The following is a 20555-nucleotide window of genomic DNA, read 5'->3' on the forward strand; positions in this document are numbered from 1 at the left end:
CGTCAGTGGGCGTGACCGTGACCGTGACCGGCCGCGGCCGGCTCCTCCTCTTCCTTCTTCTCGACGACCAGGGTCTCGGTCGTCAGCAGCAGGGAGGCGATGGAGGCGGCGTTCTCCAGGGCGGAGCGGGTGACCTTGACCGGGTCGATGACGCCGGCCTTGATCAGGTCGCCGTACTCACCGGTGGCGGCGTTGTAGCCCTGGCCCTTGTCCAGCTCGGCGACCTTGGAGGCGATGACGTAGCCCTCCAGGCCCGCGTTCTCGGCGATCCAGCGCAGCGGCTCGACGACCGCGCGGCGGACGATGGCGACACCGGTGGCCTCGTCGCCCTGCTTGCCCAGGCCGCCCTCCAGCACCTTGGAGGCGTGGACCAGCGCGGAGCCACCGCCGGAGACGATGCCCTCCTCGACCGCGGCGCGGGTCGCGGAGATGGCGTCCTCCAGGCGGTGCTTCTTCTCCTTCAGCTCCACCTCGGTGGCGGCGCCGACCTTGATCACGCACACGCCGCCGGCCAGCTTCGCGAGGCGCTCCTGGAGCTTCTCGCGGTCCCAGTCGGAGTCCGTGGTCTCGATCTCGGCCTTGATCTGGGCGACGCGGCCCGCGACGTCCTCGGACTTGCCGCCGCCGTCGACGATGGTGGTGTCGTCCTTGGTGACCGTGACGCGGCGGGCGGTGCCCAGCACGTCCAGGCCGACCTGGTCGAGCTTGAGGCCGACCTCCTCGGAGACGACCGTGGCGCCGGTGAGGACCGCCATGTCCTGCAGCATCGCCTTGCGGCGGTCGCCGAAGCCGGGGGCCTTCACGGCGACGGCGTTGAACGTGCCGCGGATCTTGTTCACGACGAGGGTGGACAGGGCCTCGCCCTCGAGGTCCTCGGCGATGATCAGCAGAGGCTTGGAGGCGCCCGCCTGGATGACCTTCTCCAGCAGCGGCAGGAGGTCCGCGATGGCGGAGATCTTGCCCTGGTTGATGAGGATGTACGGGTCGTCGAGGACGGCCTCCATGCGCTCCTGGTCCGTCACGAAGTACGGCGACAGGTAGCCCTTGTCGAACGCCATGCCCTCGGTGAAGTCCAGCTCCAGCCCGAAGGTGTTGGACTCCTCGACGGTGATGACACCGTCCTTGCCGACCTTGTCCATCGCCTCGGCGATGAGCTCGCCGACCTGCTGGTCCTGGGCGGACAGCGCGGCGACGGCGGCGATGTCGGACTTCTCGTCGATCGGGCGGGCGGTGGCCAGCAGGTCGTCGGAGACGGCCTTGACCGCCGCGTCGATGCCCTTCTTCAGAGCAGCCGGGGAGGCACCCGCGGCGACGTTCTTCAGGCCCTCGCGCACGAGCGCCTGGGCGAGCACGGTGGCGGTGGTCGTACCGTCACCCGCGATGTCGTTGGTCTTGGTCGCCACCTCCTTCACCAGCTGGGCACCGAGGTTCTCGTACGGGTCCTCGACCTCGACCTCGCGGGCGATGGTGACACCGTCGTTGGTGATGGTGGGCGCGCCGAACTTCTTGTCGATGACGACGTTGCGGCCCTTGGGGCCGATCGTCACCTTCACCGTGTCGGCAAGCTTGTTGACGCCGCGCTCGAGGGCGCGACGGGCGTCCTCGTCGAACTTCAGGATCTTCGCCATGGAGCGTTTCAGTCCTCTCGTTGCGATCCTCGGCCGTCCTTGCGGAACGACCGCCGATCGCGGTGAAAAACGAACCGCGCCCCCGGCGCCCGGCTTGTCAACAGTCGCGGGGGCCAGGGGCGCAGCTCAAAGCAGTCAGCTTCGGTGAATTACTTCTCGATGATCGCGAGCACGTCGCGGGCCGAGAGAACGAGGTACTCCTCGTTGTTGTACTTCACCTCGGTGCCGCCGTACTTGCTGTAGAGAACGACGTCGCCGACCTTGACGTCGAGCTCGACACGCTTGCCGTCCTCGATGCGGCCCGGGCCCACGGCGAGGACGACGCCCTCCTGGGGCTTCTCCTTCGCGGTGTCCGGGATGACCAGGCCCGAGGCCGTGGTCTGCTCGGCGTCCAGCGGCTGGACCACGATGCGGTCCTCGAGCGGCTTGATGGCAACCTTGGAGCTGGCGGTCGTCACGATCCGACCTCCCCCTTCGGAGATCTCACGGGGTTAACTGTCTGAGGTGGCGACCAGGTCGATCCGTCGTCGCGGGTGCCGGACCTGCCCGTCGCTTTGTTGGCACTCTCCGGTGGCGAGTGCCAGAGCCGAGACTATGACCGCGATTAGCACTCGGTCAAGCGGAGTGCCAGTTGCCTGCGGCGCGCGGCGGATCGGTGGGCTTGCCGCCGGGTTCGTTTGCCACCCGGCGGTGGGGTGAACGTCCTGGGGCTGCGCCCCAGACCCCTTATCGGCCGGAACGGCCTCGTCCTCAATCTCCCCAGGCTCCCCCAAGCTCTCGGCCTCGCTCGAGCAGGGGGACCCCATGAGGGGCTGGTTGTACCCGGACAGGGCTGTCGAAGTGCCGTGGGACGACGACCAGGTGGCCGGCCTACAGATAGTCCTCCAGGCGGCCCACCGTGAATCCCATCGCCTGGACGCGGCGCAGAAGGCGGGTCGTCTCCACCGTCAGGGACATGGGGGAACGGCCCGGCTCGTGGGGCAGGATGATGTCGCCGGGGCGGGGGGTCGTGCCCCACTCGTACGGGTCGGGAGCCATGCCCGGTGTCGGGCGCCACAGAACCAGCGCCGTGATGCCGCAGTCCGCCGCCGCCCGGAGCGTCGTGCGGTCGTATCTGCCGTACGGCGGGCGGAGCAGCCGGGGCGGACGGCCCAGGCGGGATCTCAGGCGGTCCCGCTGGCCGCAGATCGCGGCGCGCTGTTCCTCGTACGGGCGGCCGCGCAGCGGGGCGCGGCCGAGGCTGTGGTTCTGGATGCCCGCACCGGCCGCCCGCAGCCGCGCCACCCGGGTGTACCCCCGCCCGACGGCACTGTCCGTGAGGAACACGCTGACCGGCAGCCGCAGTTCACGGACCATGTCGACGAACCGAGGGTCCTCCTCGGCGCCCTCGTCGTACGTCAGGAAGACGACCTTGTCGCGGGTGGGGACCCGGTCCAGGACCGGCGGCAGACCCGCATCGGCCGGGCCCGCGCCCTGGAGCAGGGGACGCGCCGGCCGGGGCGCGGGCGCGAGCGGGGCGGCGAGCCCCCAGCGGCGGTAGGCCCGGTCGCCGGGCCGGTGCGATCTGTGTACCTTCTGCGCCGCCTTCCTGCCCAGCCGTTCGATGGGGCCGACGGACTGGGCACAGCCGGCCGCTCCGGCCAGGAGTGCGGCGGCGAGCGACCCTGCCAGCAGCGCCCGCGCCTGCCGCCACGCCCTCACAGGTAGTCCTCCAGGCGCGCCACCGCGTACCCCTCGTCGGTGACCTTCTTCAGGAAGCGGCGCATCGTGTCGGGCATCGTGCCGTTCCAGTCCGACCTGCCACGGAAGTGGGTCAGGACGATGTCGCCGGGGTGCAGTCTGCGGTCGTCCTCTCGGTACTCCCAGTGGTCGACGTAGACCTCCTCGTCCCAGATCGGCGCGTACTTGATGCCGCAGGACTTGGCGGCGCGCAGGGTGTCCCGGTTGTAGTTGCCGTACGGCGGCCGGAAGACCGTGGGGCGCCCGCCGAACTGCCGCTCCATCACGTCCTGCATGCCGCAGATCTCCTGCCGCTGCTCCTCGTACGACAGGCCGGGCATGTAGCGGTGGCGGAGCGTGTGGTTGTTGAGCGTGACGCCGAGGTCGCGCATCTTCCGGAAGTACCCGTAGTCGTCCTTGACCAGGTAGTTGCTGAGGAACGCGGTGTACGGGATCTTCAGGTCGCTCATCATCCGCAGGAACGCCGGGTCCTTCTCGGCGCCGTCGTCGATGGTGAGGAAGACGACCTTGTTCGTGGTGGGGATGGTCGTGAAGACCGGGGGCAGGTCGTCGCCGTCCTGGACGTCGAAGCCCTTGCGGAAGGTGATCACCGGCTTCCTCGCGGGGGGCGGAGGCGCGGCCAGTGGCACCTTGGGCAGTCCCCAGCGCTTGGCCGCCGCCCAGCGCTGGGCGTACGCGGCGCGCAACTTCTTGGCGTACTCGTCGAGGGCGCGCGCGGGCGGCGCATTCAGGGGCTGCTTGCCATGGTGCGCCCCGTGGTGCGCCTCGGGGTCGGCGTCGGCACAACCGGACGCCAGGGCGGCAACGGCCAGGACGGCGAGGGCGGCACGGGCCATGGCCGTCGGTCCGGCGGGCCGGAGACGCTGTACAGGGCCCCGTGAGCGGAGCACGGGCCCCTTGGGGCACTTAGCACGCTTTTTGTCATCTTGTCGTACGAGTCCCATGACGCCGGATCCTTCCAGCCGCCGTCGGTCGCGGCGGGACGACACCGCGACCGGACGCCCGCCATCCACCGACCGGCCGACCACGACGTCCACCGACCGGCGGACACGCCCTCCACCTCCTGGCCGACAATGACCGGGTGAACGACCTCTCCTTCGACTCCCTGCTCACCCCCGAGGGCCACGCCCTTCTCGACGAGGTGCGCGGCACCGCTCCGGCACAGGAACTGGCCGTCGCCACCCGGCTGCGCCGCGAGCACCCCGCCGAACTGGTCTCGGCGGCCCTCGCACAGGCGCGGCTGCGCGAGCGGGCGGCGGCGAAGTTCGGGGACGAGGACGCCCAGCGGATGTTCTTCACACCCAACGGCGTCGAGCAGTCAACCAGGACCACGGTCGCCACCTACCGCGCCGAACGGCTGCGCGGCCTCGGCGTGACCTCCGTCGCCGACCTGTGCTGCGGCATCGGCGGGGACGCGATCGCCCTCGCGCGGGCCGGCGTCCGGGTCCTGGCCGTGGACCGCGACCCGCTGACGGCCGCGGCGGCCCGGGCCAACGCCGACGCGCTGGGCCTGTCCGCGCTGATCGAGGTGCGCGAGGCCGATGTCACGGAGGTGGACGTGTCCTCGTACGACGCCGTGTTCGTCGATCCGGCACGACGCGGCGGCAGACCAGGAGGGGCCGCGCGAAGTTCCTCGATGAGGGGCGGTGGCCGGGCGACGGGCGGGCGGATCTTCGACCCGGAGGCGTACTCTCCCCCGCTGTCCTGGGCCGTGGCCACGGCCCTCACGGCCCCGCGCGCCGCCCTGAAGGTCGCGCCGGGTATCCCGCACGAGGCGGTGCCCGCCGGGGCCGAGGCCGAGTGGATCTCGGACGGCGGTGATGTGAAGGAGGCCGTGCTGTGGTTCGGCACGGAACCGGGACTCGTCCGGGCCACCCTGCTGCCGGGCCCGCGCGCACTGCGCGGCCGCGGTCTGCCGGATCCGCCGGTGCGTCCGCTCGGCCGCTACCTCTACGAGCCCGACGGCGCCGTCATCCGGGCGCATCTGGTGGCCGAGGTGGCCGAGGAGATCGACGGCGGGCTGATCGACGAGACGATCGCCTATGTGACGGCGGACGAGCGCCACGACTCCCCGTACGCCACCGGGTACGAGATCACCGACCGGCTCCCCTTCAACGTGAAGAAGCTGAAGGCGCTCCTGCGGGAGCGGGAGGTCGGGATCCTGACCGTGAAGAAGCGCGGCTCGGCGGTCGAGCCGGAGGAACTGCGCCGCAAGGTCCTGCCCAAGCCGCACGGGCCGAACGCGGTGACCGTGTTCCTGACACGGGTGGCGGGGGCGCCGACGATGTTGCTGGGACACCCTGCCTAAGCGGGATCCCCTCCCCCTGGCCGGCGGCATTCCTCCGCACGCGCCTCCAGCAGTTCCCGCTCCCGTTCGTTGCGGGCGAGACGGGCGGCGCGCTCGAACTCGGTGCGGGCCTCGGCCATGCGGCCCAGGCGGGCCAGCAGGTCTCCGCGGACGCTCGGCAGCAGGTGGTAGTCGCGCAGGGCGGGTTCGGCGGCGAGACGGTCGACGATCTCCAGGGCCGGGCCGGGGCCCTCGGCCATCGAGACGGCGACCGCACGGTTCAACTCGACGGGCGACGGCGAACGGGCGGCGAGCAGACCGTACAGGGCCGCGATGCGCGCCCAGTCCGTCTCTTCGTACGTGTGCGCGTGCGCGTGGCAGGCGGCGATCGCGGCCTGGAGGGCGTACGGGCCCGGGGCCCCTGTGGAGACCGCGTCGGCGCGGCCCAGGGCGGTGATGCCGCGGGCGATGAGCATACGGTTCCAGCGCGCCCGGTTCTGGTCCCTGAGCAGGACGGGCTCGCCCTTCGGGCCGGTGCGGGCGGCCGTCCGGGACGCCTGGAACTCCAGCAGCGAGGCCAGCCCGTGCACTTCGGGCTCCTTGGGCATCAACTCGGCCAGCACACGGGCCAACCGGAGCGCGTCCTCGCACAGGGCGGGCCGCAGCAGGTCGTCACCGTGGGTGGCCGCGTACCCCTCGTTGAAGATCAGGTAGATGACCTCGAGCACGGACCCGAGCCGGGCCTCGCGCCCGGGCCCGTACGGCACCTCGAAGGCGACACCCTTCGACGCCAGGGTCCGTTTCGCCCGCACGATGCGCTGGGCCACGGTGGCCTCCGGCACGAGGTAGGCGCGGGCGATCTCGACCGTGGTCAGACCGCCGAGCAGGCGCAGGGTGAGCGCGATGCGGGACTCGGCGGACAGAACGGGATGGCAGGCGGTGAAGACGAGCCGCAGCAGGTCGTCGTCGATGTCGTCGGGGTCGGCCGGATCGTCGACGTGATACGGCGCCGCCTCAAGGTCCCGCCCGACCTCCGCCAGCTTGCGCGCATACCGCTCCCGGCGGCGTACGAGGTCGATCGCCCGGTGCTTGGCGGTGGCCATCAGCCAGGCGCCGGGATTGCCGGGCACACCGTCCCGGGGCCACTGCTCCAGCGCGGCGACCAGCGCGTCCTGTGCCAGTTCCTCGGCGATCCCGACGTCCCGGACGATCCGGGCGACGCCGGCGATGACGCGCGGGGACTCGATCCGGAATACGGTCTCGATGGCACCGGCCGGGTCGCCGGAGGCAGGGACTGCGGTGGGCTGCTGTTCCACAACCCACCACTCAACACCCCCGGCGGACGAGCGCCAAGGAGCTCTCACCCCTCGGCGATCTCCCGCACCTCACAGGTCACCGTCCAGTACTCCTCGTGCACCTTCAGGAACCGCTTGGTCCATTCGATCGCCTCGGCCTGGTCCTTGCACTGCATGATCGCGTAGCCGCCGACGACCTCCTTGGACTCGGTGAACGGCCCGTCCGTGACGGAGATCTGCCCGCCCTCCCAGCGCACCGCGGTGCCCTGCGCGGACGGCGTGAGCCCGGCGGTGTCGAGCATCACCCCGGCCTTGGTGACCTCCTCGATCAGCTCCCCCATCCGCTCCATCAGCTCGGGGCTGGGGCCCTCCGGGGGCATGGTGGTCTCGTCGATACGCACGAGCGACAGATAACGCGGCATGGTGACTCCTCGGGTGCGGCGGCCGGGCTCTTCCCGGCCTCTCACCCATGCGTCGAACGAGGGCACCGCGGATCGACACGGCCCGGGAAATTTCTTCGAGAATTTGTCCCGGGGCCGTTTACGCAGGTCAGATGGGGTACGCAGGATCGGCGGTCGCTCTGCTCGCTCAGCTGGGCCGGGCTGCCGGGTATGCCACCCGTGGCCGCAAGGGTGCGGCCGTCGCCCCGGCTTCAGCGCAGCGACTTCCACAGCTCGGTCGCCGCCGGTTCCTGCGCCACCACCCGGTTGGGGTCGGAGGGGGCCGTCACCACCGGCATCATCACCGTCTTCACATGGCTCGACGTGAGGCCCTTCAGGCTCTCGCCCAGGCGCATCAGTTCCGGCAGCGAGTCCAGGCCCGTGTCCGTGGTCAGGCTGCCCGTGATCGCGTCCGCGACCCGGTACAGCTTCGTGGGGTCGGTCAGCAGGTTCGTCGAGGCCATCTGTTCCAGCAGCGCCTTCACCAGCTTCTGCTGGAGGCCTATACGGCCCAGGTCGCTGCCGTCGCCTATGCCGTGGTGCGTGCGGGCCAGGGCCAGGGCCTGCGTGCCGTTCAGGCGGTGGGTGCCCGCCTTGAGGTGCAGATGGCTGTAGTCGTCGTCGATGTCCTGGTCCGTGGTGACCGTGACGCCGCCGAGCGCGTCCACCAGCTTCGCGAAGCCGGAGAAGTCGATCTCCAGATAGTGGTCCATGCGGACGTCCGTGATGGACTCGACCGTCTTGACCGCGCAGACCGGGCCGCCCACCTCGTACGCGCTGTTGAACATCGCGCCGTACGCCACCGCCGTCGAACCGCCGGACGACAGCGGGCAGGACGGCCGGGTGACCAGTGTGTCGCGCGGGATGCTCACCACCGTCGCCCTGGTGCGGCCCGCATCGATGTGCACCACCATCGCCGTGTCGGAGCGGGCGCCGGAACTGTCGCCCCCGCCGAGTTCCTGGTTCTCCTTGCCGCTGCGCGAGTCCGAGCCCAGGACCAGGATGTTCAGGGCCTCGGTCGGCAGCGGGGACGCGGAGGCCGAGGCCGACGGTGTGGTCACCGCCTTCGCCGGGCGGTCGTCGCCGAGCGCGTTGTTGATGTCGACGCTCTTGATGTTGTCGTTGAGGTGCCAGTACGCCCAGCCCGCGGCCGCGATGGCCAGCACCAGGGCTCCCGCCAGGGTGAGACCGGCGGCCTTCAGCACCCTCGACCGCCGGCCCGTCCGTCTTCCCTCGTCGCCGTTCTCGTCGTGTCCGGTCACGGGGAGGAACGTAAGTCCGAATTATTAGGGGACTGTTAGGAGAAGAGACGCGAGACGGTTTTCTTCGGAAAACCTCACGATTCTCAGGCCCGCCTCAGCCCAGCGTCACCGTGGGCACCGGATTGCCTCCGTGGTCCTGGAGCAGGCTGCTCAGCTGGGCGGGGTCCAGGTGCCGTTCGTCAGCCAGCCCGGGTTCTGGCTGTGCCAGACGAGGGTGTGGCCGCGCACCTGCTGGTTGTGGGCCCCTGCGAAGGCGACGATCTGGTCGGCCTCGGCCCAGTTGTACGTGCCCCGGGTGGGCTCGACCGAGCCCCATTTCATGGCGTTGCCGGGGGTGAGCGAGCTGAACTGGCCGCCCGCGATGTCTCCGTAGGTGCCGGTGAGCTTGGAGCCGGTGACCGCGGTCCCGATGACCTTGCCCTTCGCGGCGGCGAGATCGCGCAGGGGCGTGTCGGCGGCGTGGGCGGTGGTCGTGCCTGCGGCGAGCAGGGCGCCGACGGCCGCGACGCCGGAGAGGAGGGCGGTGAGACGCGCTCGTAAGGATGATCTGGAGGTTCTCATTGCGGGTGCCTCCGAAAGTTTCGGTCGTGCAACCGATTGACTTCGGTGGAGTGTGGAGCGGCATGCCCCGCCCGTCAACACGTCAATTGCGCCACGCCGAGCACAGGGGTCACGACGGAGGCGCGGCCGTGCTGCTCCGCACCACCAGGCTCGTCGCCAGCTCCACCCGGGTCGCCCCCGGGGCCCCGTCCTCGCGCCTCAGGTCGAGCACCAGCTTCGCCGCCGCCTCCGCCATCTCCATCAGCGGCTGCCGTACGGTCGTCAGCGGCGGCCCCACCCACCGCGCCACCGGCAGATCGTCGAACCCGACCACGCTCAGGTCCTCCGGAACGCGCAGCCCCAGCTCGCGGGCCGCCTCGTACAGCCCGAGGGCCTGCAGGTCGTTGCCGGTGAAAACGGCCGTCGGCCGGTCCGGGCGGCGCAGCAGTTCCAGTCCCAGCCGGTAGCCGGCCTCATGGTGGAAGTTCCCGGCCCTGATCAGCTCCGGATCCACCGGCAGCCCCGCAGTCTCCAGCGCCGCCCGGTAGCCGTCCACCCGGGCGCGGCTGCACATCATCCGCGAGGGCCCGCTGATGGCGCCGATGCGCACATGTCCCAGCTCGACGAGGTGCCGGGTCGCGGCAAGGCCGCCCTGCCAGTTGGTGGCGCCGATCGACGGTACGTCGTCGCCCGGGTCGCCGGCCGGATCCAGCACCACGAACGGGATGGATCTGCTGGTCAGCAGTGCGCGCTGGGACTCGTCGAGACCCGACAGAACGAGGATCACGCCGTGCGGGCGGCGGGCGGCGACCTGGTCGGCCCAGGTCCGGCCGGGGGTGAGTCGTCCCGCGCTCTCGGAGAGCACGACGCTCAGGCCCTCGTCCCGCGCCACCTTCTCCACGCCCCGGATGACCTCCATCGCCCAGGCGCTCTCCAGCTCGTGGAAGACCAGGTCGATCAGGGGCGAGCGGGTGGCCTCGGCCCGGCGGCGGCGGTAGCCGTAGGCGCGCAGCAACTCCTCGACGCGGGCGCGGGTCGCCGGGGCGACATCGGCACGGCCGTTGAGCACCTTGGACACGGTGGGCGCCGACACCCCCGCCTCGCGGGCGATCTCGGCGAGCGTGGCGGTCCCCGCCGACCGCGCCGGCGGCTGTGAGGTCGTATTCGTTCCGGCGGGCTTCGCGGCTGTCATGGGCGGGATCGTATGCCTGGAAAATTCGCCGCACCACCCGAAACATTCGGTGGATTCGGGGAGTTGGGGTGTTGCGCGGTGTGCGGCACTGGACTTCGAATCCGCTGTGCTGCCGCCCGGTCAGTCCGTCGCCACCGACTCGAACCGCCAGCGGTGCACGGCCCGTGTGACCAACTCCCCGTCCGGCTCCGGAAGTTCGGGCAGGCCGGCGGCGTAGTCCGCGTCCCACCAGGTGATCACGAGGACGCGGTCCTGGGGCGCCCGGAACGTCTCGCGGCGCAGGGGCGGGGGTGTCAGTTCCTGGGCCCGTGCCCAGGAGAGCAGGTCCTCGCCCCGTCCGGCGGCCGCCCGGGCCTCCCACATCAGCGCGACCGTCACGAGTACAGGTTCTCCTTGCCGACCTCGTGCACGTGATCGTGGGAGTGGGCGTTGCCCGGCACATGCGGGTCCGTCACCGGCAGCGACGAGTCCGCCGACAGGTCCCAGTCCGACGCGGCCCGCCCCCGGGCCACCATCTCGGCGCCCAGCGCCGCGACCATCGCGCCGTTGTCCGTGCACAGCTTGGGTCGGGGCACCCGCAGCCGGATCCCGGCCGCCTCGCAGCGCTCCTGGGCCAGGACACGCAGCCGTGAGTTGGCCGCCACGCCGCCGCCGATCATCAGATGGTCGACGCCCTCGTCCTTGCAGGCCCGTACGGCCTTGCGGGTCAGCACGTCCACCACCGCCTCCTGGAAGGAGGCCGCCACGTCGCGCACCGGCACCTCCTCCCCCGCCGCCCGCTTCGCCTCGATCCAGCGGGCCACGGCGGTCTTCAGGCCGGAGAAGGAGAAGTCGTAGGCGGGGTCGCGCGGCCCGGTCAGACCGCGCGGGAACGCGATCGCCTCCGGGTCGCCCTCCCTGGCGTACCGGTCGATCACCGGGCCGCCCGGGAAGCCGAGATTCAGCACGCGTGCGATCTTGTCGAAGGCCTCACCCGCCGCGTCGTCGATGGTCGAGCCCATCGGCCGTACGTCCGAGGTGATGTCCGTGGAGAGCAGCAGCGAGGAATGCCCGCCGCTGACCAGCAGCGCCATGGTCGGCTCCGGCAGCGCGCCGTGCTCCAGCTGGTCCACGCAGATGTGGGAGGCGAGGTGGTTGACGCCGTACAGCGGCTTGCCCAGCGCATACGCGTACGCCTTCGCCGCCGACACCCCGACCAGCAGGGCCCCGGCCAGACCGGGCCCGGCGGTGACCGCGATGCCGTCCAGGTCCCTCGCGCTCACCCCCGCTTCCTTCAGCGCGCGGTCGATGGTGGGCACCATCGCTTCGAGGTGGGCGCGACTCGCGACCTCAGGGACGACCCCGCCGAAGCGGGCGTGCTCGTCGACACTGGACGCGACGGCGTCCGCGAGGAGGGTGGAGCCGCGGACGATGCCGACTCCGGTCTCGTCGCAGGAGGTCTCGATCCCCAGGACCAGGGGTTCGTCAGCCATTGATCTCGGTTCCTTGTGCTGAGGTGGAGCCCGCAGCGGAGCCGCTGCCGGGCGCGATGGTCAGGCGCATCACCAGGGCGTCCACGTTCCCCGGCTGGTAGTAGCCGCGTCTGAACCCGATGGGCTCGAAGCCGTAGCGCTCGTAGAGCCGCTGCGCGCGCACGTTGTCGACCCGGCATTCGAGCATCACCTCGGCGCACTCGAACGCGGTCGCGGCCCGTAGCAGCTCGGTCAGCAGGCGCCCGCCGAGCCCGGTGCCCCAGTGGTCACGGGCGACGGCGATGGTCTGGATGTCGCCGAGATCGCCCTGGGCGGCCAGCCCCGCGTAGCCGACGATCCGCTCGCCCTCGAAGGCCACGACGTACCGCCGGGTCGCCTCCGGGCCCCGGGAGTGCGCCAGCTCGGACCAGAACATGCCCCGCGACCAGGCGTCCTCGGGGAAGAGGTCCTTCTCCAGCTCCAGTACGGGATCGATGTCCCACCAGCGCATCTCGCGCAGTACAGGCGTCACGGGCGTCACGGGAGCGGTCACTTGGGGGTGACCACCTTGTAGTTCTTGGGCACCTGCGCGTCCGGGCGGCGCAGGTACAGCGGACGCGGAGCGGGCAGTTCCTCACCCGCCGCCAGCTTCTCCACCGCCAGGGACGCGAGGGCCGCCGCGGAGACGTGCTCGGGCTCCCGGGCCTGGGGGAAGGTGTCCGGATACAGCAGCGCGCCCGCGCCGACGGCGGGCAGACCCGCGACCTTGTCCGTGATGTCGGCCGGCCGGTCCACGGCGGGGTCGGTGACGCGCGTACGGGAGTCGTCGTACCGCGCCCAGTAGACCTCCTTGCGCCGCGCGTCCGTCGCCACGACGAACGGGGTCTTGAGGTCGGAGGCGTAGGCGAGGCCGTCGAGGGTGCACAGGCCGTGTACGGGCACGCCGAGCGCGAGGCCGAACGTGTCGGCGGTCATCAGGCCGACGCGCAGTCCGGTGTAAGGGCCGGGGCCCACCCCCACGACGATGGCGGTGACGGCGTCGAGCCGCGTGCCCGCCTCGGCGAGGATCCGGTCGACGGCGGGCAGCAGGAGTTCCCCGTGCCGGCGCGCGTCGACCTGGCACGAGGAGGCGACGACGCTCGTGCCGTCGTGCAGGGCGACGGTGACGGCGGGTGTGGCGGTATCCAGAGCGAGCAAGAGCACGCAAACAGCCTACGGCGCCCGCGCCCGGCGCACGGCCGCCCCGGAGCGGCCCATGCCTGCTGCTACCGTCACAGCAAAGGCGTACGACGGAATCAGTGAACGAATCGGCAAGTCGTACGAGACGGATACGGCGGCTAGTTCTTCCCCGCGCGGGGGCGAGAGGTGGGCAAGGGTGGCTAGGAGCAGCTCGGGATTCGTGGCCGGGCTCACCGTGGCGGCCATCGCCGTGGTCGGATTCCTCGCCTTCCAGGCGTCGGCGCACGTGCCCGACACACTGGGCAAGCCGCAGGTGAAGAAGTCGCCGTCGGTGACTGCGTCCAAGTCGCCGCGGGACAAGAAGAACCCGGCGGCGCTGCCGGGCGGCTCCGGCAGCGGCGAGCGGGTCGTGTACTCGCTCGACGACGACCGGGTGTGGCTGGTCGGCGCCGACAACAAGGTCCAGCGCACCTTCAAGGTCACGCCGGGGACGGTGGACCCGCTGCCGGGCACCTACGGGGTGACCTCCCGGACCGCCGCCGGTACCGGTTCGGACGGGACGCCGGTCGAGCACATCGTGCGGTTCGCGACCAGCGAGGGCGTGGTGATCGGCTTCAGCGCGGCGCTGGACGGCTCGACGCACACACCCGACGCCTCGAAGAAGCTGGGCGGGATCCGCGAGTCCCGTCAGGACGGCACGGCGCTGTGGGAGTTCGCGACGACCGGCCAGAAGGTCATCGTCATCAAGTAGGCATCAGCAACCGGCCGGGACCGTGCTCGTACTGCGGGGCGCGGGCACTATGCGGCCCTGCGGTGCTCCTGGGGCGCGGGCGTCGCCCGGGGTGCCTCGGGCGCGGGGTCCCGCGGCGGTGTGGAGATCTCCTTCGCCGCGGCGCACGACGCCAGCAGATCCCGCATCGACACTCCGGCCGCCCCGGCCGCTCCGGCCGCCACGCGCGGCAGCGCCTCGTCTCGTTCCGTAGCCGGCATGGACGCCTCCTGGAGTCGCGGGGGCGGGCGTGGTTAGGTAGACCTAACCACGGACCTGATATCCATGTGACCACGCCCGGTACCTGCGGCGCAACATTTTGCCGACGACTTGTCGGGAACGTTCGGCCGAGCGGGTGCGCTCGGATAGGGCGCCGTCACGGGGCTCCGCCCCGAACCCCAGGGGGATCAGCGCCGTAGGTCCTCTGCGGTCGTGTCCGTGCCGGACGTCTGTGGCTGGTCGCGCCCACGCGGCGGAGCCGCATGATGTTCACAGCACCGCGCCCCTTCGAGGGCGCGGCCCCCCGGCCGTCACTCAGGCCGACAGCACACCCAGGTCCACGGTCGCCCAGCGCCGGCCGACCCCCGTGAACGTGACATGCCGGACCTCGTCGGTCGTGTCCCCGACCGCCCGGTGGATGACCACATGCAGCCGGTCGTCCGTCAGGTCCTCGACCTTGCCCTCGCCCCACTCCACGACCACGACGGACTCCGGCAGCGAGACGTCGAGGTCGAGGTCCTCCATCTCGTCGAGCCCGCCCCCCAGGCGGTAGGCATCCACATGGACCAGCGGGGGGCCGTCCCCGAGGGACGGGTGCACACGTGCGATCACGAACGTCGGCGAGGTGACCGCACCCCGCACCCCGAGTCCCTCGCCGAGCCCGCGGGTCAGCGTGGTCTTGCCCGCGCCCAGCTCACCGTTCAGCAGCACGAGGTCGCCGGCGCGCAGCAGCTTGGCCAGGCGGCGCCCCAGCTCCCGCATCTGTTCGGGGGAGGTGACGGTGAACTCGGTGGTGACGTTCTGCATCGGGGCCTCAGCCGGGCTGTGCGGTGCTGGCGCTGGTGCTTCCATAGCCACCCACGGTAGCCCCTGCCGGGACCGCCCCCGAGCGCATGAGGAGGTCCGCGAGGCGGTCTATGACGACCTCGGGGTGCTCCAGCATCACCAGATGCCCGGCGTCCGGCACGAGCACCAGTTCGGCGTCCGGCAGCAGATCGGCGATCACCTCGCTGTGCTCGCTGGGGGTGATCAGATCCTGGACCCCGGCCAGCACGAGCACCGGAAGCTCGGCGAAGCGGGCCAGCGCCTGCGTCTTGTCGTGCTCGGTGAACGCCGGGTAGAACTCGGCGACCACGTCGATCGGCGTGCCCTCGATCATCCGCTCGGCGAACCGGACGACGGCCGGGTCGACGTCCCGGGACGCGAACGAGTACCGCTTGATGATTCCGGCGAACAGGTCGGCGGTGGCCCTGCGCCCCTTCTCCACCAGCGCGGCCTGCTGTCCCAGTGCCTTCAGCACGCCGGGGAGGACGCGCCGCACGGCGTTGACGCCCGCGACGGGCAGCCCGAAGCTGACCTCGCCGAGCCGCCCGGACGAGGTGCCGACAAGGGCGACACCGACGACCCGTTCGAGGATCAGTTCGGGGAACTGGTCGGCGAGCGCCATGACCGTCATGCCGCCCATGGAGTGGCCGACGAGCACGATCGGCCCCCGCGGCACCGCCGCGTCTATCACGGCCTTGAGGTCGCGCCCCAGCTGGTCGATGGAGACGGGCGTGCCATCGGCCTGGGCGATTCCGCGCGCGGAGCGGCCGTGGCTGCGCTGGTCCCAGTGCACGGTGCGTACGACGCCGCGCAGTGCGGCCCGCTGGAAGTGCCAGGAGTCCTGGTTGAGGCAGTAGCCGTGGCTGAAGACCACGGTGACCGGGGCCGGGGCCTTGCGGCCGAAGAGCCGGCGGCGGCGCGGTGCGGGGCCGCCCTCGGGCTCCACGTCGTCGACCTCGTAGTACAGCTCGGTGCCGTCGTCGGCGTACGCCTTGCCGGGGGTGCCGCGCAGGGCGCCGTACGGGCCCGTCGAGTCGAGGGCGAGCCGGGCCTTGCGGCGCATGCCGCGGCCGACCGTCATCCGCTCTATGGCGACACCTGCGGCGGCGCCCGCCGCGACCACGCCTATCGCGGCGCCGGCGATACCGGCGATACGCCAGTTCCCGGCGGCAGAGGCGGTCGCGCCCGCAACGGCCTCCACGGCCTCGGCGCTGCTCTCGCTCACGTCCCGCTCCTCCTTGCCGGGGCTCTGCTTGTCCTGCCCTGTCTCCCGCCCAGGTTCACCCCTGTGGGTTACCCGCCCGTTCGGTACTCACATTCACGTACACGCGGGGCACTCGGGTTCCGATCCGGGTCACGATTTCGTAAGCGATGGTCCCGGCCGCCTGCGCCCAGTCCTCGGCGGTGGGCTCGCCGCGGTCGCCGGGGCCGAAGAGGACCGCCTCGGTGCCGGGCGGGGGCTCGTCGCCGCCCAGGTCCACCACGAACTGGTCCATGGCGATCCGGCCCGCGACCGTGCGCAGCTTGCCGTCGACCAGGACCGGTCCGGCGCCGGAGGCGTGACGCGGGATGCCGTCCGCGTAGCCGACGGGGACCAGGCCGAGCGTGGTGGTGCCGGGGGTGGTGTACAGATGCCCGTAGCTGACGCCGTGGCCGCCGGGGACCTGCTTCACCAGGGCGAGGGAGGCCTTCAGCGTCATCACCGGGCGCAGTCCGAGGTCGGCGGGGGTGCCGACCTCCGGGCTGGGCGAGAGGCCGTAGACCGCGATCCCCGTGCGGACGAGGTCGAAGTGGGCCTCGGACAGGGTCAGGGTGGCGGGCGAGTTGGCCATGTGGCGCACCTCCGGCCGTACGCCCTGTTCCTCGGCGTACGCCACCATCTCGCGGAAGCGGCCGAGCTGGGCCTCGATGGAGGGGTGGCCGGGTTCGTCGGCGCAGGCGAAGTGCGACCACAGGCCGACGACGGTGACCAGACCGTCGGCCTGGGCGCGCAGGGCCTCGTCGACGAGTTCCGGCCAGTCATAGGGCTGGCAGCCGTTGCGCCCCAGGCCGGTGTCGGCCTTGAGGTGGACACGGGCGGGCGCGCCCGCGGCGGCCGCCGCCTCGCGCACCTCCTTGATCGCCCACAGGCCGCTCACGGACACGTCAACATCGGCCTCGATGGCCCGCTGCCAAGGTCCGCCCGGGGTCCAGAGCCAGCACAGGACGCGCCCCTGCAGCCCGGCCTCACGCAGCGCGAAGGCCTCCTCGGGCGTGGCGGTGCCGAGCCACTCGGCGCCCGCTTCGAGGGCCGCGCGGGCGCACGGCACGGCGCCATGGCCGTACGCATCCGACTTGACCACGGCCATCAGGGCCGCGCCCGGTGCGACGGCGCGCAGGGCGCGCACGTTCGCCCGCAGGGCCGCCAGATCGATCTCGGCGCGGGCGCGCAAAGGTGCTGTCTCAGAACTACTCATCGCGCCCCAGTGTCTCAGAGGGCCCCGACGGCTCTCCGACGCCGGTGCCGCTCACCGCCTTTCAGGCCCGCGGACAGCGGACAACGCCCCCACCGAGCAGACAGAATCCGGGGCTTCAGCCCCGCACGTCCCGCCACGCCTCCGGCACCGCGTCCGCCACGTCGTGCGCCCCCACGGGCGCCCCGTCCGCCGCGTACCGGCCCGCGAGGCCGTGCAGATACGCCGCCACGCTTCCCGCGTCCCGAGCCGAGAGGCCGGCCGCGAGCAGCGAGCCGGACAGGCCGGAGAGCACGTCGCCGCTGCCCGCCGTGGCCAGCCAGGGCGTGCCCGTGGCGTTCACCCGCACCGGGCCGCCCGCCGGGTCGGCCACCAGCGTGGTCGAGCCCTTGAGCAGCACGGTCGCCCCGTAGCGCGCCGCCAGCTCCCGTACCGCCGTGAGCCGGGCCCCCTCGACCTCCTCGCGCGACACACCGAGCAGCGCGGCGGCCTCCCCGGCGTGCGGGGTCATCAGCGTCGGCGCCGTACGGCCACGTACGGCGTCCCGGTCGGCCAGCCGCAGCCCGTCCGCGTCCACGAGCACCGGCACGTCCGCCTCCAGCACCTCGGCGACTGTCGCCGCGTCGTCCCCGGCGCCGGGCCCGACGACCCACGCCTGCACCCGCCCGGCTTTCGCGGGCCCCCGGTCGGAGACCAGCGTCTCCGGAAAGCGGGCGATGACCGCGTCCCCGGCGGGCCCCACATACCGCACGGCCCCGGCCCCGCCCCGCAGCGCCCCCGCCACCGCGAGCACGGCCGCCCCGGGATAGCGGGCGGACCCGGCGGCGATCCCGACCACCCCGCGCCGGTACTTGTCGCTCTCGGCTCCCGGCACCGGCAGCAACGCCGCCACGTCCGCGTGCTGCAGCGCCTCCAGATCGGCCTCTTCGGGCAGGTCGAGCCCGATGTCGACGAGGCGTACGGAACCGGCGTACTCCCGTGCGGGATCGATCAACAGCCCCGGCTTGTGCGTCCCGAACGTCACCGTCAGATCGGCACGGACGGCCGCGCCCCGCACCTCCCCCGTGTCGGCCTCGACACCGCTCGGCAGGTCGACGGCGACGACGACGGCCCGCGACTGCTCGGCGAGCGCGGCAAGCGGTGCGGCATCCGGGCGCAGCCCGCCCTTGCCACCGATGCCGACGATCCCGTCGACCACGAGATCTGCGCGCCGGATCACCTCCTCGGCCGCCCCGGGGTCCGCCACGGACCCGCCCGCCCGGCGCAACGCCGCGAGCCCGCCGGGGTGCGTACGGTCGGGAGCGAGCAGTACGGCCGTGACCCCGGCACCCCGCCGGGCGAGCCGGAGCCCGGCGTACAGGGCGTCACCGCCGTTGTCCCCGCTCCCCACCAGCAGCACCACCCGGCTGCCGTACACCCGGCCGAGCAAGTCCGCGCAGGCCGCGGCCAGTCCGGCGGCGGCGCGCTGCATCAGCGCCCCCTCCGGGAGCCGAGCCATGAGCGAACGCTCGGCCGTCCTCACCGTCTCCACGCTGTACGCAGTACGCATACGGTCGAGTCTCCCCCACGAGCGCCGCCTGCGGGCGGACCTATCCCTCCGCCACGACCACCGCGGACGCCACGCCCGCGTCATGGCTGAGCGACACGTGCCAGGACCGTACGCCGAGTTCGGCGGCGCGGGCCGCAACGGTGCCCGTCACACGCAGCCGTGGCTGTCCGCTGTCCTCGACGTAGACCTCGGCATCGGTCCAGTGCAGCCCGCCCGGCGCCCCCAGGGCCTTGGCCACCGCCTCCTTGGCCGCGAACCGCACGGCCAGCGAGGCGATACCACGCCGCTCCCCGCTGGGCAGCAACAACTCGCTCTCCAGGAACAGTCGTTGGACCAGTCCCGGCGTACGCCGCAACGACGCCGCGAACCGGTCGATCTCGGCCACGTCGATGCCGACTCCGATGATGCTCATGCCCGCACCCTACGGGCGCCGAGTCGGCGTCCGGGTGAACCTCTCCCCCCGGCTCCGTACGGCAGGTCGGCAGCGGGTACATCGCACCACGCGATTCCCCCGCGGCGAAACCGGCGGCCCACCGCCCAGGGTGCTCCTCGGCATCCTCCGCCGTCTTGGCACGCTCCCGGGCCACGTCCTCAAGGGAAAGGACTCCGCGCTGCCTGAGATTCTCCAGTCCGTTGCGAAAATCGCCCGAGGTCGAGCAACTCCCACGGTGTGTCCTGCCGGCTGTTTTCCTGGTCGGCCAAAGTTCAGGCATGTTCAGGACTGGTCCCCGGAACCTCCGGGTCCTCGGCGAACAGATCCTCGGCCCGCTCGACCGTGCGGGAACGCTCCAGCCAGGCGTCCATGCGGTCGAGATCGGTGCAGGCGGTGATGCGCTCGCGCACGCTGTCCGGTACGGGAATGCCACGCACCTCCAGCACGGACAGGATCCCCTTGGCCTCGCCTTCTGTCCTGCCTTCCAGGTAAGCCGTCTCACGGACCGTCCCCCGGCCGGGGAAATAGCTGACGAACGACATGATTTCCTTCCATTTCTTTCCGGCTGGGGTGTCACCCAGATTGATTTCCAGGAAGTCGAAGAAGTACCCGGCGGTGTCCGGGTCCGTTTCCTGGAGTTCCTGAAGGGCGCTGCTGATTGCCTTCAGTATGGCGCCGCAGTCGGCGCTGCGGGCGTGCGCCAGGGCGGAGAGCACCGCCAGTGGGAGGTTCTTCGCCGCGGTCCTGGCGTCGGTGATCACCGGCAGGTTGTCCGGCCCTGCGACCAGTGGATAGGTCCGCTGAGCCGTCCAGCCGCGCGTGCCGCAATCGAAGGGGCCCGCCGCCCACTTGGCCGTGGCCCCGTCCTGGCAGACCACGAGAAGCAGCACGGGCAGGCGGTACTTCGCCTGGAGGTATGCGACGTAGTACGCCCAACTCGCCTCCTTGCCCGGGACTCTCTTCGACTGCGACTCGATGGCGAGCAGGAAGTCCTCACCGTCGGACGGGCCGATGCGCAGCACGGTGTCCACGCGCCGTTCCAGCGGTCGGGTCTCCGTCACGTCCGTTGTGACGGCGTCCACGGTCGCCTTTGCGGATAACGGAACACCCAGCACTCCGAACACGGGAGCCAGGATCTCGGGCCGCTCCTGGAAGATGCGGTGCATGCCCTCGTGAGCCGATGTGACCATGTGCGCAACCTAGTGTCGTGCGCCGCAAATCACACGGGTAAGTTGCTACTCTTTTCGGGTGTCGCATCCGGGGCCTTCCGCAGTGTCGATCACGTTGTCTGAG

Annotated in this window: 21 protein-coding genes and 1 pseudogene; 2 read left to right on the top strand and 20 right to left on the bottom strand. The window is 71.6% G+C overall.

Going from position 1 to position 20555, the window contains the following annotated elements; translation table 11 throughout:
• Window positions 1–2 precede the first annotated feature (2 nt).
• The 4 genes from groL to ABT186_RS39620 form a co-directional block, all read right to left on the bottom strand.
• Window positions 3–1628: a chaperonin GroEL gene (groL, locus tag ABT186_RS39605; protein WP_351222706.1), complete on the bottom strand. Its 1626-nt coding sequence runs from the start codon at window positions 1626–1628 to the stop codon at window positions 3–5.
• A gap of 149 nt (window positions 1629–1777) precedes the next feature.
• Window positions 1778–2086, bottom strand: a complete 309-nt coding sequence (groES, locus tag ABT186_RS39610; protein WP_071364926.1) for a co-chaperone GroES — start codon at window positions 2084–2086, stop codon at window positions 1778–1780.
• A 412-nt stretch (window positions 2087–2498) separates the two neighbouring features.
• Window positions 2499–3329 carry a polysaccharide deacetylase family protein gene (locus ABT186_RS39615; protein ID WP_351222704.1) on the bottom strand — a complete coding sequence of 277 codons (831 nt, stop codon included), beginning with the start codon at window positions 3327–3329 and terminating at the stop codon, window positions 2499–2501.
• Window positions 3326–4312, bottom strand: a complete 987-nt coding sequence (locus ABT186_RS39620) for a polysaccharide deacetylase family protein (RefSeq protein ID WP_502973479.1) — start codon at window positions 4310–4312, stop codon at window positions 3326–3328. Before ABT186_RS39620 ends, ABT186_RS39615 begins: the two co-directional genes overlap by 4 nt.
• A gap of 137 nt (window positions 4313–4449) precedes the next feature.
• Here ABT186_RS39620 and ABT186_RS39625 point away from each other — a divergent pair, with 137 nt between their 5' ends.
• A complete protein-coding gene (locus ABT186_RS39625; protein WP_351222700.1) occupies window positions 4450–5676 on the top strand; it encodes a class I SAM-dependent methyltransferase in 1227 nt (408 codons plus the stop codon).
• Here ABT186_RS39625 and ABT186_RS39630 read toward each other — a convergent pair.
• From ABT186_RS39630 to tsaB, 9 genes and pseudogenes are all read right to left on the bottom strand, one after another.
• Entirely contained in the window at window positions 5673–6971 is a 1299-nt protein-coding gene (locus ABT186_RS39630; RefSeq protein ID WP_351929221.1) for an RNA polymerase sigma factor, read from the bottom strand. The two genes, ABT186_RS39625 and ABT186_RS39630, sit on opposite strands and share 4 nt — an antisense overlap.
• 44 nt (window positions 6972–7015) lie before the next feature.
• Complete coding sequence (locus ABT186_RS39635; protein ID WP_351222696.1) at window positions 7016–7372, bottom strand: YciI family protein; 357 nt, start codon at window positions 7370–7372, stop codon at window positions 7016–7018.
• Between the two features lie 230 nt (window positions 7373–7602).
• Complete coding sequence (locus tag ABT186_RS39640; RefSeq protein ID WP_351929223.1) at window positions 7603–8652, bottom strand: LCP family protein; 1050 nt, start codon at window positions 8650–8652, stop codon at window positions 7603–7605.
• 130 nt (window positions 8653–8782) lie between these two features.
• Window positions 8783–9213: pseudogene (locus tag ABT186_RS39645) on the bottom strand (endo-1,4-beta-xylanase); the annotation flags it as partial.
• 109 nt (window positions 9214–9322) lie between these two features.
• Window positions 9323–10384: a LacI family DNA-binding transcriptional regulator gene (locus ABT186_RS39650; protein ID WP_351222692.1), complete on the bottom strand. Its 1062-nt coding sequence runs from the start codon at window positions 10382–10384 to the stop codon at window positions 9323–9325.
• 120 nt (window positions 10385–10504) lie between these two features.
• A complete protein-coding gene (locus tag ABT186_RS39655) occupies window positions 10505–10762 on the bottom strand; it encodes a hypothetical protein (protein ID WP_351222690.1) in 258 nt (85 codons plus the stop codon).
• Window positions 10759–11856, bottom strand: coding sequence for a tRNA (adenosine(37)-N6)-threonylcarbamoyltransferase complex transferase subunit TsaD (gene tsaD, locus ABT186_RS39660; protein WP_351929225.1), 1098 nt, complete (start codon window positions 11854–11856; stop codon window positions 10759–10761). The genes ABT186_RS39655 and tsaD overlap by 4 nt, the downstream gene beginning before the upstream one ends.
• Window positions 11849–12346: a ribosomal protein S18-alanine N-acetyltransferase gene (rimI, locus tag ABT186_RS39665; RefSeq protein WP_351222747.1), complete on the bottom strand. Its 498-nt coding sequence runs from the start codon at window positions 12344–12346 to the stop codon at window positions 11849–11851. Before rimI ends, tsaD begins: the two co-directional genes overlap by 8 nt.
• A 38-nt stretch (window positions 12347–12384) precedes the next feature.
• Window positions 12385–13038, bottom strand: a complete 654-nt coding sequence (tsaB, locus tag ABT186_RS39670; RefSeq protein ID WP_351929227.1) for a tRNA (adenosine(37)-N6)-threonylcarbamoyltransferase complex dimerization subunit type 1 TsaB — start codon at window positions 13036–13038, stop codon at window positions 12385–12387.
• Between the two features lie 172 nt (window positions 13039–13210).
• Between tsaB and ABT186_RS39675 the strand changes: the two genes are divergently transcribed.
• A complete protein-coding gene (locus ABT186_RS39675) occupies window positions 13211–13765 on the top strand; it encodes a hypothetical protein (RefSeq protein WP_351222684.1) in 555 nt (184 codons plus the stop codon).
• 47 nt (window positions 13766–13812) lie between these two features.
• On the opposite strand, the gene ABT186_RS39680 is transcribed toward ABT186_RS39675, so the two are convergent.
• The 7 genes from ABT186_RS39680 to ABT186_RS39710 form a co-directional block, all read right to left on the bottom strand.
• A complete protein-coding gene (locus ABT186_RS39680) occupies window positions 13813–14004 on the bottom strand; it encodes a hypothetical protein (protein WP_351222682.1) in 192 nt (63 codons plus the stop codon).
• 313 nt (window positions 14005–14317) lie between these two features.
• A complete protein-coding gene (gene tsaE / locus ABT186_RS39685) occupies window positions 14318–14854 on the bottom strand; it encodes a tRNA (adenosine(37)-N6)-threonylcarbamoyltransferase complex ATPase subunit type 1 TsaE (RefSeq protein WP_351222680.1) in 537 nt (178 codons plus the stop codon).
• Window positions 14817–16052: an alpha/beta fold hydrolase gene (locus ABT186_RS39690; protein ID WP_351222678.1), complete on the bottom strand. Its 1236-nt coding sequence runs from the start codon at window positions 16050–16052 to the stop codon at window positions 14817–14819. The genes tsaE and ABT186_RS39690 overlap by 38 nt, the downstream gene beginning before the upstream one ends.
• Window positions 16053–16107: 55 nt before the next feature.
• Window positions 16108–17283, bottom strand: coding sequence for an alanine racemase (gene alr, locus ABT186_RS39695; protein WP_351929229.1), 1176 nt, complete (start codon window positions 17281–17283; stop codon window positions 16108–16110).
• Between the two features lie 115 nt (window positions 17284–17398).
• Window positions 17399–18829 (bottom strand): NAD(P)H-hydrate dehydratase, encoded by a 1431-nt coding sequence (locus ABT186_RS39700; protein ID WP_351929231.1) that lies wholly within the window; start codon window positions 18827–18829, stop codon window positions 17399–17401.
• Between the two features lie 40 nt (window positions 18830–18869).
• Entirely contained in the window at window positions 18870–19241 is a 372-nt protein-coding gene (locus tag ABT186_RS39705) for a holo-ACP synthase (protein WP_351222672.1), read from the bottom strand.
• A gap of 293 nt (window positions 19242–19534) precedes the next feature.
• On the bottom strand, window positions 19535–20452 hold the full coding sequence (locus ABT186_RS39710) for an RpnC/YadD family protein (RefSeq protein ID WP_351222670.1): 918 nt from the start codon (window positions 20450–20452) through the stop codon (window positions 19535–19537).
• Window positions 20453–20555 lie beyond the last annotated feature (103 nt).

This window comes from Streptomyces sp. NPDC001634 (assembly GCF_040298185.1).
In the GTDB taxonomy this organism is placed as follows: domain Bacteria; phylum Actinomycetota; class Actinomycetes; order Streptomycetales; family Streptomycetaceae; genus Streptomyces.